Genomic DNA, 12277 nt, shown 5'->3' on the forward strand with positions numbered 1-12277 from the left:
TTAACTCAAAAACTTAAGATCTTAGGCTTAAGCTTCTGCTTTATAACAAACAAATATTAAATTTAATGAAAGTTCCCAGACATTTACCTCCTATTATCCGGTAAAATCTTATCTTCAGGCGGCTAAAGTTTTTATATTTGGTAACCTCATTTAACTGCCTTAAGATTTATGCGTAACTTACTTAGTGTACTTTGCTGCTTTTTTTTGCTGAATATACACGCACAGGAACCCGAAAAATTAAATGCTTCTGAAATTTTTCAGAAAATAAAGAAACTAAACTTCCTGGGATCTGTCTTATATATTGGCGCTCATCCAGATGACGAAAATACTCGCTTAATCTCCTATTTTTCTAACGAGAAAAATGCAAGAACTGCCTACCTCTCTTTAACCCGGGGCGATGGAGGCCAAAATCTTATTGGGTCCGAATTAAGAGAACAATTAGGCGTAATTAGAACCCAGGAATTGCTTGCAGCCAGACGAATAGACGGTGGCGAACAATTTTTTACCCGTGCTAACGATTTTGGCTATTCTAAAACCCCGGTAGAAACTCTAAAAATATGGGATAAAGAAAAAGTACTTGCAGATATGGTATGGATTATTAGAAATTTTAAACCCGATATTATAATCAATAGGTTTGATCATAGAACTCCGGGTACCACCCACGGGCATCATACATCTTCTGCTTTATTAAGCCTGGAAGCCTTTGAAGCTGCAGCAAACCCGGCCAAATTCCACGAACAGTTAGAATTTACCAAACCCCATCAATCTAAACGCGTTTATTTTAATACTTCCCCCTGGTTTTATGGCGGCCAGGAAGCTTTTGAAGAGGCCAATAAAAACCAATTTATAAGTTTTGATACCGGAACCTATTTCCCACTTCTAGGGCTATCAAATCCAGAAATTTCTTCTTTAAGTCGAAGTCAACACCAATCTCAGGGCTTTGGAAGTACGGGCTCGCGGGGCAGCCAAATGGAATACTTAGAACCTATTAAAGGGGATACCCTCCGGTCACAAAATGTGTTTAAAAACATTGATACCTCCTGGAATAAGCTAGAAGGTGGTAAAGCCATTGGTGAAATCCTAACCCAGGTTGAAAAAGATTTCAATTTTAAAGATCCCGCAGCTAGTTTGCCAAAACTTTTAGAGGCCTATACTTTAATACAGAAACTTCCCAATAAGCACTGGCGAGAACAAAAAACCAAAGAAATTAAAGACATTATCTATGCAAGCGCAGGTTTATTTTTAGAGGCAGTAGCCAGCCGGGCTTCGGCTACACCGCAAGATAGTGTTCAGATAAAACTAGAAGCGATAAATAGAAGTGATTTTCCAATTAGTTTAAATTCTGTAGAATTAAGTCCGAATAACACCAAAACCCACCCCCAAATAAACTTGAAAAATAATACCGCCTGGCACAGTGAAGTAAGCCTACAAATCCCTAAAAACACGCCATACACCACACCATATTGGTTAAAAGAAACTGCCAATAACGGAATGTATATAGTAAAAGACCAGCAATTAAGAGGACTTCCGGAAACACCTGAACTTAGCAAAAGTCTTTTTGAACTGGATTTTAATGGACTTAACCTAACTTTTGAAAGGCCAATAGTTTACAAATTCAACGACCCTGTGTTTGGAGAAACCTACCAGGCATTTGAGGTGATACCCGAGGTTTCTATTTCGTTTGAAGACGAGATTGTAATTTTTGAAAATGCCGAACCCAAAAAAATTTCGGTAAAACTTACTTCGGGAAAAGCAAATGTACAGGGAGAAGTTAGTCTTTCGGCCGGAGAAGGCTGGACTATTAAACCTGAAGAACAAAAATTTCAGCTTCAACAAAAAGGTAGCACTCAAATACATTCTTTTCAGGTTATTCCGCCCAAAAATCAAAACGAAACATTTATTAGTCCCACGGCCCTGGTGAACGGAAAGGAATTTTCAGAAAAATTAATCACCATAGACTACAAACATATTCCAAAGCAAAACCTGGTAACTCCTTCAAAATTAAAAGTTGCTCGTTTGGAGATTGAAAAAAAAGGAAAACTCCTTGGTTATATTGAAGGCGCAGGCGATGTGGTTCCCGAAAGTTTAGAGCAAATAGGCTATAGTGTAGAAAAATTAAATGCGGCTTCAATTTCCGCTTCTTCCTTAGAAAAATACGATGCTATCGTCCTGGGGATTCGTGCATTAAATACGCTTGAAGACTTAAAATTCAAGCAACAAATACTTTTTGATTATGTAAAAAGTGGCGGAAATTTAATTGTACAATACAATACCAGTCGCGGTTTGGTTACCAATAAAATAGCTCCCTTCCCATTAGAATTATCTCGCAATCGTGTAACCGATGAAACCGCTGAAGTTAGGTTTTTAGCCGAAAAACATCCGGTTTTAAATTTCCCCAATAAAATCACCAAAAATGATTTTGATAACTGGGTTCAGGAGCGCGGACTTTATTTTCCGGATTCCTGGAGCGAGGAGTTTACTCCTATCCTATCTATGCAAGATGAAAACGAGTCACCTAAAAATGGAAGTTTATTGGTTGCGCAATATGGAGAAGGTTATTTTATTTATACCGGATTAAGCTTTTTTAGGCAATTCCCCGCTGGAGTAGCCGGAGCTTACAGGCTTTTTGCTAATATGATTTCAATTGGAAAATAATGAAAAAACCCGAAAAATTTACATGGAATAAATCCTATACCATGGTTCTTCTAGCCAATGCTGTTTATATTCTAATTTTTTATTTCATCATGTCCCTATTCTCATAATATGCAATTAATAGACTGGATAATTCTTTTTGGTACCCTGGCCTTTATTGTGGCATACGGCGTATATAAAACAAAAAATGATAAAGGTGCCCGCAATTTTATTGGCGGTGGAAGTGAAACCCGCTGGTGGACCATTGGGCTCTCTACCATGGCCACGCAAGCCAGTGCAATCACCTTTCTTTCTACTCCTGGGCAGGCTTTTAACGACGGGATGGGCTTTGTGCAGTTTTACTTTGGGCTGCCCTTGGCCATGGTGGTTATTTGTATGTTCTTTATTCCCATTTATAAAAGGCTGAATGTTTATACCGCCTACGAATATTTAGAATCTCGTTTCGATAGAAAAACCAGAACACTAACCGCTATTTTATTTTTAATTCAACGAGGATTGGCAGCCGGGCTCACCATATTTGCTCCGGCCATAATCTTATCGGCTGTTTTGGGCTGGAACCTTTCTGGCCTTACTTTACTTATAGGTTCGCTTGTTATTATTTATACGGTTGCAGGGGGCACTAAAGCTGTAAATGTTACCCACAAACAGCAAATGGCCGTGATCTTAACCGGGATGTTTGCAGCATTCTTTATTATTCTAAGTTACCTTCCCGAAAACATAAACTTTAGCAATGCATTAGAAATTGCCGGTGCCAGTGGTAAAATGGAAATTTTAGATTTTTCATTCGACTTTGAAAACCGCTATACTTTTTGGAGCGGAATTATTGGAGGTGGTTTTTTGGCCCTTTCTTATTTCGGAACAGACCAAAGCCAGGTGCAACGCTATTTAGGCGGTAAATCGGTTAAAGAGAGTAGAATGGGAATGATTATGAACGCTATGCTAAAAGTACCTCTACAGTTCTTTATTTTGCTTGTGGGCGTGATGGTTTTTGTGTTTTATCAGTTTAACAATGCTCCGCTTAATTTTAATCCTGCGGCTACCGAAACCGTTTTGAATTCAGATTATGGCCGGCAATACGAAGATTTAATGCAGGAGCACGATGCCATTCAGCAAAAAAAGCAAAACCTTCATATAGCATTCGCAGAGAATAATGATTTTAATAAGGAAAATAATGCAGTATACCGTGAAAACCTGGCTTCGTTACAGGCTTCTGAAAACAAAACCAGACAAAAAGCGAGGAAATTAATAGATGCTTCAGATAAAGATGCAGAAAGCAACGATAAAGATTATGTTTTTATTCACTTTATCCTTAATAATCTGCCACGTGGACTAATCGGACTCTTACTGGCGGTAATCCTGTCGGCTGCCATGTCCTCTACCGCATCAGAACTAAATGCTTTGTCCTCTACTACTTCCATAGATCTTTATAAAAGAAGTAGGAAAACAGAAAAATCTGATGAACATTATGTAAAAGCATCTAAATGGTTTACGCTTATTTGGGGACTTATAGCTATTGCTTTTGCCAGTTTTGCTAATTTATTCGACAATCTTATTCAGCTTGTAAATATTATTGGCTCTATTTTCTATGGCAATGTTTTAGGTATTTTTTTACTGGCCTTTTTTATTAAAAGAGTGAATAGTAATTCTGTTTTTATAGCGGCTATAATTACACAGTTTATAATAATTGTCATCTTTACTTTAGATGTAATGCCCTACTTATGGCTTAATTTGGCGGGATGCTTACTGGTTATGGCACTTGCCTTAATTTTAGAGTTATTCATAAAAACCCCCGAACATAAAATAAAAGAATATCGCTAATAATGCCGTTCATTAAATTGATGGCAAAAGACAAATTATATTTTAGATGAAAAAAATTAAATGGGGTATTCTTGGCCTCGGAAAAATAGCAGGAAAATTCGCCACTGCATTAAAAGATGTAGAAGGTGCCGAATTATATGCGGTAGCCAGTAGGTCTATAACCAAAGCTGAAAGTTTTGCCAAAACACATGGAGCTACAAAATTATTTTCCAGCTACGAAAGCATGCTGGCAGACGAAGCATTAGATGTGGTTTATATTGCCACTCCTCATGTTTTCCATTATGAACATACATTACTATGCCTGGATAATAAAAAAGCGGTTTTATGCGAAAAACCTTTTGCTATCAATAAAAAACAGGTAGAAGAAATGATTGCCAGGGCACAAAAACAGCAAGTTTTTCTAATGGAAGCCATGTGGACTCAATTTTTACCACATTTTAAATATGTACTTGATTTAATTGAGTCTGAGAAATATGGGAAGATTAAGAGCTTAGAAGCAGATTTTGGTTTTCCGGCACCGGTAGACTTAGACAAACGACTCTATAATAAAAGTCTGGGAGGTGGTAGTTTGTTAGATATTGGGATTTATCCGATTTTTATGGCGCTAAGTGCATTGGGAGTTCCGGAAGATATTGAAGCACAGGCAATATTTAGTGAAACCGGCATAGATAAAGAATGTAACATGGTTTTTAAATATCCAAAAAATGTTAAAGCCAATTTGCGCAGCTCTATTATAGAACAAACATCTACTGCGGCTATCATTCAGTTTGAAAATGCCAAACTTACCTTACATAAAAGGTTTCATGAACCTACAAGTATCACTATTCAAACTCCTGAATTGGAAGACACCAAAGAATTTAACGTAAGCTCCAACGGTTATAATTTTGAAGCCGAACATGTTCAAAAAATGTTGCGTGAAGGCAAAACCGAAAGTACCCAAATGACTTTCAAAAAAAGCTTGCAGCTAATTGATTTATTAGATAAGGTTAGAACCAAAATCGGTTTAGAATATTAGTAGAACTAATTGGCAAACATATTCCAAAAACAAAAAAACCTCACAGCTCTTATAGATTTGTGAGGTTTTTTACTATAATTTTTCAAGAAATTAAGCTTCTACTTTTTTGGTAGTTTTCACTTCTTCTCCTTCTTCGCTTTCCACTTCTGCCAAATAACGTTCAGCATCTAAAGCAGCCATACATCCGGTACCTGCTGCCGTTACCGCCTGACGATAAATCTTATCCTGAACATCACCCGAGGCAAAAACTCCCGGTACATTTGTTTTTGTAGATTTACCTTCGGTAATAATATAGCCGGTATCATCCATCGTTAATTTGTCTTTAAAAATATCGGTATTTGGCTTGTGGCCAATAGCAATAAACAAACCTGTAATCTCAATTTTCTCTTTTTCACCGGTTTCTTTATTCAGCATACTTAAACCTTCAACCACTTGCTCCCCAATCACTTCATCAACTTCGGTGTGGTAACGAAGATCTATATTTTTAGTACTATTTACACGATGCTGCATAGCTTTAGACGCACGCATTTGATCACCGCGAACCAACATCGTTACTTTATTACAGATGTTTGCCAAATAGGTCGCTTCCTCGGCAGCGGTATCTCCACCTCCAACGATAGCCACATCCTGACCTTTATAGAAAAAACCATCACAAACAGCACAAGCAGAAACTCCACCACCTCGTAAACGTTGTTCACTAGGCAAACCTAAATATCTTGCAGTAGCGCCGGTAGAAATAATAACAGACTCGGCTTCAACCCAGGTAGAATTATCTATACAGGCTTTATGAATTCCGCCCACCTTATCACTAAAGTCTACTTCGGTTACCATTCCCATACGCACTTCGGTTCCGAAACGTTCGGCTTGTTTTTGCAGATCCATCATCATTTTTGGACCATCTACGCCTTCGGGATATCCGGGAAAATTATCTACTTCGGTGGTTGTAGTTAACTGCCCTCCGGGTTCAAGACCGGTATACATTACGGGTTTAAGATCGGCTCTTGCTGCATAAATCGCCGCAGTATATCCAGCTGGGCCAGATCCTATAATCAACGTCTTTATTCTTTCTAGTTTATCGCTCATTTTATATTGTTTTTCTATGTTACAAAAGTAGTAAGTTTCCTTATAAACTTACACGAATCTAATTAAGTTTTACTATTCAATAATAATTGGAAGGTATAGATTTGGTTCAAAAAAAGAAAAAATTCTTAGCTTTTCATAATTAACTATACCTTTGCCTAAAATCATCTATCAAAAAGATAGGCCAAGCATTTGTATTATAACCTATAATTTCGGGAAAAGCCCCGGGATTTTTAATTCTCGAATATCAAGTAAATGGAATTTACCTTATTTAATATTCTAGACATCCTGGGAACCATAGCCTTTGCAATCTCCGGTGCCCTGGCAGCTATGGACCGCAGGCTGGACCTTTTCGGAATTTTTATTATTGGGTTTGTTACCGCCATTGGTGGTGGTACCCTAAGGGACACCCTTATTGGCAATACTCCCGTTACCTGGATGGAAAATACCATTTATGTGTATTTAATTGGAGCAGTTACCATTTTAGCCATAATTTTTCGGAACAAAATTAATTATCTTAAAAAGTCGCTATTTCTTTTTGATACTATTGGTTTAGGAATCTTTACCATTACCGGAGTAGAAATAGGCATAAGAAATGATCTCGATCCTATAATTTGTGTTGCCATAGGAGCCATGACAGGTACTTTTGGCGGTGTTATTCGTGATATACTTTGTAATGAAATTCCGGTTATCTTTAGAAAAGAAATCTACGCTACTGCCTGTATCGTTGGCGGACTGGTTTTTGTTATTATGCACGATTTGGAGGTTAATCGGGATATTATATATCTCACCACCTCAATAATTGTAATTGCCATTAGGTTAATTGTAGTAAAATATCATATTTCACTCCCCTATTTCTATATTTCTTCCGAAAAAAAGTAAACTACCTAGGGGCAAGCCCACAAGGCATTCTTTGGAAACAAATTTTTAATTTCGAGGCAAGCCTCGGGGTATTCTACCCTTTGGCGGTGCCAATAAATTAAAGCACCTAATGCCCCCCGGCTAATTAAATTCAAAATATAGCCGGGAAACATTTTATTTTAATGCGGAAGTTTTTTACGAAGTAGGCCGTATAAAAAAGTACCTAGTAGTGCTCCCGCAAAAACAATTAATATAGGCATAAAACCAGCACCAATTAAGGTAAAGATGGGGCCGGGACAGGCACCTGCAAGCGCCCAACCTAATCCAAAAATAATCCCTCCATACATATAACGGCTAAAACTTTTCTCCTTAGGAATAAAAGTGATTCTTTGGCCGAAAAAAGATTTTAGGTTATTCCTTTTAATAACCTGAACACCAATTACACCTAAAACCAAAGCAGAACCTATAATTCCATACATATGAAAAGATTGAAACTGGAACATCTCATAGATTCTAAACCAGGAAGCAGCTTCAGATTTAAACATTACGATTCCAAAAAATATACCTATCAATAAATATCCTACACTTCTCATAATTTCAATTTAAAATATTAACGGGAATAAAATGTGCACCATTAGTAACCCACCTACAAAAAAGCCAATTACGGCTATTAAAGAAGGTAATTGCAAGTTACTTAAACCTGAAATTGCGTGACCAGAGGTACAGCCCCCGGCATAACGCGCACCAAAGCCAATTAAAATTCCTCCAACTAAAAGAATGATTAAAGCTTTGATACCACCTACAGATTCCCAGGTAAAGAGTTCGGTAGGCAAATAAGCCTCTCCTGCACTATTAAAGCCCAGTTCCTTTAAGTTGCTAATAGTTTCTGGATTTATAGCCACAGAAAGATCATTGCTTAAAAAATTTGCGGCAATAAAACCACCAATTATGGCACCAACAACTACAATAAGGTTCCAACGTTGCGATTTCCAGTCGAAATCAAAAAAATCGGCTTTAGAATCTGCGCCGCAAAGCGTACACATAGTCCTTAGGTTAGAAGACATCCCAAAACCTTTACCAACAAAGATTAGTAAAAACATTATTAAAGCAATAAGTGGTCCTGCTATATACCAGGGCCACGGCTCAAAAATCCATTCCATAGTTTCTTTTTTTTTTCGAAATGCAAATTAACTGCAAATTTTCAATTAAGACAGTAACAATTGTTACAGGAAAAACCTATCAAATTTACGAAAGCTATCATGATTGTATTACCCGGAATAAGATTTTAAATTCTCCAGTACTTTTTTAGATAGACGCTCCTGGGTTTCGGCAGTCCAGCCGGCACTTTTTTGATAGGAAATAAGTCCACTCATCTCTTTTACAGCTTCAGAAAGTGACGCACATCCATCCCCATCAAAAATCCCAAAATTAGTCTCAATTTTTAACCAATCAACAAAAGCTTTTTCGTTAAAAGGTAGTCCCAATGAAGTATTGATTAGGATTTTGCCTGAACCTAAGCGTTTAAACTCTCTCGCTCCCAATATCCTGGTATTTTTAGGAAGATGTAGCGAGATTATTTCTGCAATTTTTAGTAGTTCTTCCAATGGTAAATAGGTAAGGCCTTTAGCTTCCCAATCTTTTTTTCGGGTTCTGCTAAAATAATAAATATCGGCGTTGAGGGCCAGTAAGGCTTTCGCCAATAATTGACCGGTAGTACCCAAACCTATAATCCCAATCTTTTTACCGGTGATCTCTACCGGCATTTCACGCCATTGGTTTTCACCAAAGCCATGAAGTAATTGAATTAATTCAGAGATTATAAACTCTACCACTCCGGGATCTCCATAGTCAAAAATTCCTTTTACGCTAATTCCTTTTTCTCTCGCAAAATCTACGGCTACATTCGCCGATTCATCGTCATAAAGACTGCAAGCCATGCCGATATATTTAAGATGACCGCATTTTTTAATTACACTTTTAGGGATTTGCGTTTTCCAGGAAACGATAATTGCTTCGGCTTTCCCAATCCTGTCAATAAGTTCCTTTTCTGAATCGGGGCTATCTTTATAGACGGTAACCTCAGCGCTACTATATTCCTGGAGCTCCTCTATGGCCCAATCTTTAAGTTTAGTATGGTCTACACAAACAATTTTATTGAAAACCTGCATTCTATTCTTTAGTTGTATTCCTAAACATTATTTCAAAAAAGGTACACTTAAATAGTATATAGTTTCTTTACCTGATTTCAATCTGAACGAATTATAAAGTACCACCATCAAGTTAAATAAATATAATAAAGAAACACTTATCCAGAGAACAGAAGGGTCTAGCAACAAAGATGCAGAAATTTCTGATGAATTTTCTAACCGGTAAATATTAGCAACTGTATACGCGATAATACTGATAGACAGAAAAATACACCATGTAATCTCAAAATTTAATATTTTCTTGCTGATATTATTAATATTGTGAATTCTATTTTTCTTAGAAACCCACATCACCAACGGAATTAGAACACCTAAAATTGGGAAGAAAAGAAAGCTTAGTGCCGAAGTATTAAGCAAAACCAAATAAGAGCTGTTCTTTTCTAACTTCCAATCAATAAGCTCCTCTGATGTTACACCAAGCCCTTTAGCTATGCGTTGTAAAGTATCTCCTCTTGGTTGGGTCTCTCCTTTCTCAATACGCTGAATGGTTCTTAAACTAATACCGGATTCTTCTGCTAAAAACTCCTGGGAAAAACCTTTTCTTTTTCTTAGTTCAATTAATCTATTTGCTAACTCATTATCTTTCATAAATATCATTTAATGTTTTAGCAAATCTATACTGAAGCCTGGAAAAATCTTGCGACACACTTATGACATATTTACGCCAGGTCTGTCCCACAGTAGGATAAGACACATTTTTGTTGGTTTAAATTTAAGTAAACTACCTCGAGGTGTTACACCCTTTGGCCTTGCCAATAAACCTAAGTTTTAATGGTACTTAAAAAAAATCTTATATGTATTACTCCCATTCAGGAAGGATTGTTTCATCGTAAGCCTGGCTTAATAATATATCGTCTTCATAAACCCTATGAGCGATTTCAAATTCCAACTCTAACTTTTTTCTTTCAAGCTTTATATTTGATGTAGTAATTTTAGACATATTCTTTAATCTTTATGTGTTAATTGTTCTAAAAATAAACAAAAACAAATTAATTTATAGGGGAATATTCCCATGTTTACGCTCTGGTCTTAGTACCTCCTTGTTTTCCAGCATACTAAAACCTTTCAGCAATTTTCTACGTGTTTCCTGTGGCATAATCACCTCATCTATAAATCCGCGTTGCGCAGCTTCAAAAGGATTGGCAAAAGTCTCGGCATATTCAGCTTCCTTTTCGGCCAGTTTTGCTTCACTATCTTCAGCTTCTTTAATTTCCTTTCTAAAAATAATCTCACTAGCTCCTTTGGCTCCCATTACGGCAATTTCGGCAGTTGGCCAGGCAAAATTAAGATCGGCACCAATATGCTTGGAATTCATTACATCGTAAGCCCCACCATAAGCTTTTCGGGTAATTACGGTAACTTTTGGTACCGTAGCTTCACTAAGTGCATAAAGTAACTTGGCCCCGTGTAAAATAATACCGTTCCATTCCTGGTCTGTACCCGGCAAAAACCCCGGAACATCTACCAATACCAACAATGGAATATTAAAGCAGTCGCAAAACCGGGTAAAACGAGCTGCTTTTTTAGACGAATCTACATCTAAAACCCCGGCCAGGCTCATGGGTTGGTTGGCAACAATTCCAATACTTCTTCCGCCCAGGCGGGCAAAACCAACAATAATATTTTCGGCATAGTCTTTATGGATTTCAAAAAACGAATCTGTATCAATTATTCCTTTTATTACCTCATGCATATCATAAGGCTTTGTAGAACTGTCGGGTACAATACTATCCAATTCTTCCCGAATTTCGTCTCCCATTGTATAGGGAAGTTTTTCCGGTGTTTTTTTGTTATTCTGCGGCATATAGCTTACCAGTTTCCTGATATCTTCCAGGCAGGCAATATCATTAAAAGAAGTGATATGTGTAACCCCAGATTTTGTGGCGTGGGTAGAAGCCCCGCCAAGCTCTTCGGAAGTCACTTCTTCGTTGGTTACCGTTTTTACCACATTTGGACCGGTTACAAACATATAGCTGGTATCCTGCACCATAAGGGTGAAATCTGTCATGGCAGGCGAATAAACAGCTCCGCCGGCACAAGGCCCCATAATAGCTGAAATTTGTGGAATTACACCTGAAGCTTTTACATTTCTATGAAAAATATCGGCATAGCCTCCCAAAGATTTTACTCCCTCCTGAATTCTGGCTCCTCCTGAATCGTTTAAGCCAATCATGGGGGCTCCTACCTTTACCGCAAGATCCATTACCTTACAAATTTTCTCTGCATGTGTTTCTGAAAGAGAACCACCAAAAACGGTAAAATCCTGGGCGAAAATATAAACCAGTTTTCCATTAATGGTACCGTATCCGGTTACCACGCCATCCCCATAAAATTTTTGGTCTTCCATTCCGAACCCGGTAGTTCTATGGGTTACCAAAATCCCCATTTCTTCAAAAGAACCTTCGTCTAATAGATAATCTATACGTTCGCGCGCCGTAAGTTTCTTTTTCTCATGTTGCCTGGCTATTCGATCTTCTCCTCCACCTAGTTTCGCCTTCTTAATTTTATCCTGTAACTTTTCTATATTCTGACTCATCAATATTTTCTTTTACTCAGTTATCGAGATTCACATACTTCAAGGTATCACTCGAAATTGATTTTTTCTTTAATATTTTATGGACAAGAGATGCTTTATGCTAACTCA

At 37.5% G+C, this 12277-nt stretch carries 11 protein-coding genes; 4 read left to right on the forward strand and 7 right to left on the reverse strand.

Features of this window, described 5'->3' with window-relative positions; translation table 11 throughout:
* Nucleotides 1–168 precede the first annotated feature (168 nt).
* From GUB10_RS01795 to GUB10_RS01805, 3 genes are all read left to right on the forward strand, one after another.
* The gene (locus tag GUB10_RS01795; RefSeq protein ID WP_193709726.1) at nucleotides 169–2655 is read left to right on the forward strand and encodes a PIG-L family deacetylase; all 2487 of its coding nucleotides are present in this window, start codon (nucleotides 169–171) and stop codon (nucleotides 2653–2655) included.
* A gap of 108 nt (nucleotides 2656–2763) precedes the next feature.
* A complete protein-coding gene (locus GUB10_RS01800; RefSeq protein ID WP_193709727.1) occupies nucleotides 2764–4470 on the forward strand; it encodes a sodium:solute symporter in 1707 nt (568 codons plus the stop codon).
* Between the two features lie 46 nt (nucleotides 4471–4516).
* Entirely contained in the window at nucleotides 4517–5485 is a 969-nt protein-coding gene (locus tag GUB10_RS01805) for a Gfo/Idh/MocA family protein (RefSeq protein ID WP_193709728.1), read from the forward strand.
* A 90-nt stretch (nucleotides 5486–5575) separates the two neighbouring features.
* Here the strand turns inward: GUB10_RS01805 and trxB are convergent, their stop codons facing one another.
* The gene (gene trxB, locus GUB10_RS01810) at nucleotides 5576–6568 is read right to left on the reverse strand and encodes a thioredoxin-disulfide reductase (protein WP_193709729.1); all 993 of its coding nucleotides are present in this window, start codon (nucleotides 6566–6568) and stop codon (nucleotides 5576–5578) included.
* A 252-nt stretch (nucleotides 6569–6820) separates the two neighbouring features.
* Here trxB and GUB10_RS01815 point away from each other — a divergent pair, with 252 nt between their 5' ends.
* Complete coding sequence (locus GUB10_RS01815) at nucleotides 6821–7447, forward strand: trimeric intracellular cation channel family protein (RefSeq protein WP_193709730.1); 627 nt, start codon at nucleotides 6821–6823, stop codon at nucleotides 7445–7447.
* A gap of 158 nt (nucleotides 7448–7605) precedes the next feature.
* Here GUB10_RS01815 and GUB10_RS01820 read toward each other — a convergent pair whose 3' ends face one another.
* The 6 genes from GUB10_RS01820 to GUB10_RS01845 all read right to left on the reverse strand — a co-directional run bounded on the left by GUB10_RS01820 (nucleotide 7606) and on the right by GUB10_RS01845 (nucleotide 12169).
* The gene (locus GUB10_RS01820) at nucleotides 7606–8019 is read right to left on the reverse strand and encodes a YeeE/YedE family protein (protein ID WP_193709731.1); all 414 of its coding nucleotides are present in this window, start codon (nucleotides 8017–8019) and stop codon (nucleotides 7606–7608) included.
* Nucleotides 8020–8028: 9 nt separating this feature from the next.
* Nucleotides 8029–8586 (reverse strand): YeeE/YedE family protein, encoded by a 558-nt coding sequence (locus GUB10_RS01825; protein WP_193709732.1) that lies wholly within the window; start codon nucleotides 8584–8586, stop codon nucleotides 8029–8031.
* Between the two features lie 108 nt (nucleotides 8587–8694).
* Entirely contained in the window at nucleotides 8695–9594 is a 900-nt protein-coding gene (locus GUB10_RS01830) for an NAD(P)-dependent oxidoreductase (RefSeq protein WP_193709733.1), read from the reverse strand.
* Between the two features lie 27 nt (nucleotides 9595–9621).
* A complete protein-coding gene (locus GUB10_RS01835) occupies nucleotides 9622–10221 on the reverse strand; it encodes a helix-turn-helix domain-containing protein (protein ID WP_193709734.1) in 600 nt (199 codons plus the stop codon).
* A 211-nt stretch (nucleotides 10222–10432) separates the two neighbouring features.
* On the reverse strand, nucleotides 10433–10573 hold the full coding sequence (locus tag GUB10_RS01840) for a hypothetical protein (RefSeq protein WP_193709735.1): 141 nt from the start codon (nucleotides 10571–10573) through the stop codon (nucleotides 10433–10435).
* A 54-nt stretch (nucleotides 10574–10627) separates the two neighbouring features.
* A complete protein-coding gene (locus GUB10_RS01845; protein WP_193709736.1) occupies nucleotides 10628–12169 on the reverse strand; it encodes an acyl-CoA carboxylase subunit beta in 1542 nt (513 codons plus the stop codon).
* Nucleotides 12170–12277 lie beyond the last annotated feature (108 nt).

Origin of the sequence: Salegentibacter sp. BLCTC (assembly GCF_015143665.1) — a bacterium.
Lineage (GTDB): Bacteria > Bacteroidota > Bacteroidia > Flavobacteriales > Flavobacteriaceae > Salegentibacter > Salegentibacter maritimus.

What these genes read in the sequence shown, in the direction of transcription:
- GUB10_RS01795 (WP_193709726.1), top strand. Translation starts at nt 169, where the DNA reads ATGCGTAACTTACTTAGTGTACTTTGCTGCTTTTTTTTGCTGAATATA.
- GUB10_RS01800 (WP_193709727.1), top strand. Translation starts at nt 2,764, where the DNA reads ATGCAATTAATAGACTGGATAATTCTTTTTGGTACCCTGGCCTTTATT.
- GUB10_RS01805 (WP_193709728.1), top strand. Translation starts at nt 4,517, where the DNA reads ATGAAAAAAATTAAATGGGGTATTCTTGGCCTCGGAAAAATAGCAGGA.
- trxB (WP_193709729.1), bottom strand. Translation starts at nt 6,568, where the DNA reads ATGAGCGATAAACTAGAAAGAATAAAGACGTTGATTATAGGATCTGGC.
- GUB10_RS01815 (WP_193709730.1), top strand. Translation starts at nt 6,821, where the DNA reads ATGGAATTTACCTTATTTAATATTCTAGACATCCTGGGAACCATAGCC.
- GUB10_RS01820 (WP_193709731.1), bottom strand. Translation starts at nt 8,019, where the DNA reads ATGAGAAGTGTAGGATATTTATTGATAGGTATATTTTTTGGAATCGTA.
- GUB10_RS01825 (WP_193709732.1), bottom strand. Translation starts at nt 8,586, where the DNA reads ATGGAATGGATTTTTGAGCCGTGGCCCTGGTATATAGCAGGACCACTT.
- GUB10_RS01830 (WP_193709733.1), bottom strand. Translation starts at nt 9,594, where the DNA reads ATGCAGGTTTTCAATAAAATTGTTTGTGTAGACCATACTAAACTTAAA.
- GUB10_RS01835 (WP_193709734.1), bottom strand. Translation starts at nt 10,221, where the DNA reads ATGAAAGATAATGAGTTAGCAAATAGATTAATTGAACTAAGAAAAAGA.
- GUB10_RS01840 (WP_193709735.1), bottom strand. Translation starts at nt 10,573, where the DNA reads ATGTCTAAAATTACTACATCAAATATAAAGCTTGAAAGAAAAAAGTTA.
- GUB10_RS01845 (WP_193709736.1), bottom strand. Translation starts at nt 12,169, where the DNA reads ATGAGTCAGAATATAGAAAAGTTACAGGATAAAATTAAGAAGGCGAAA.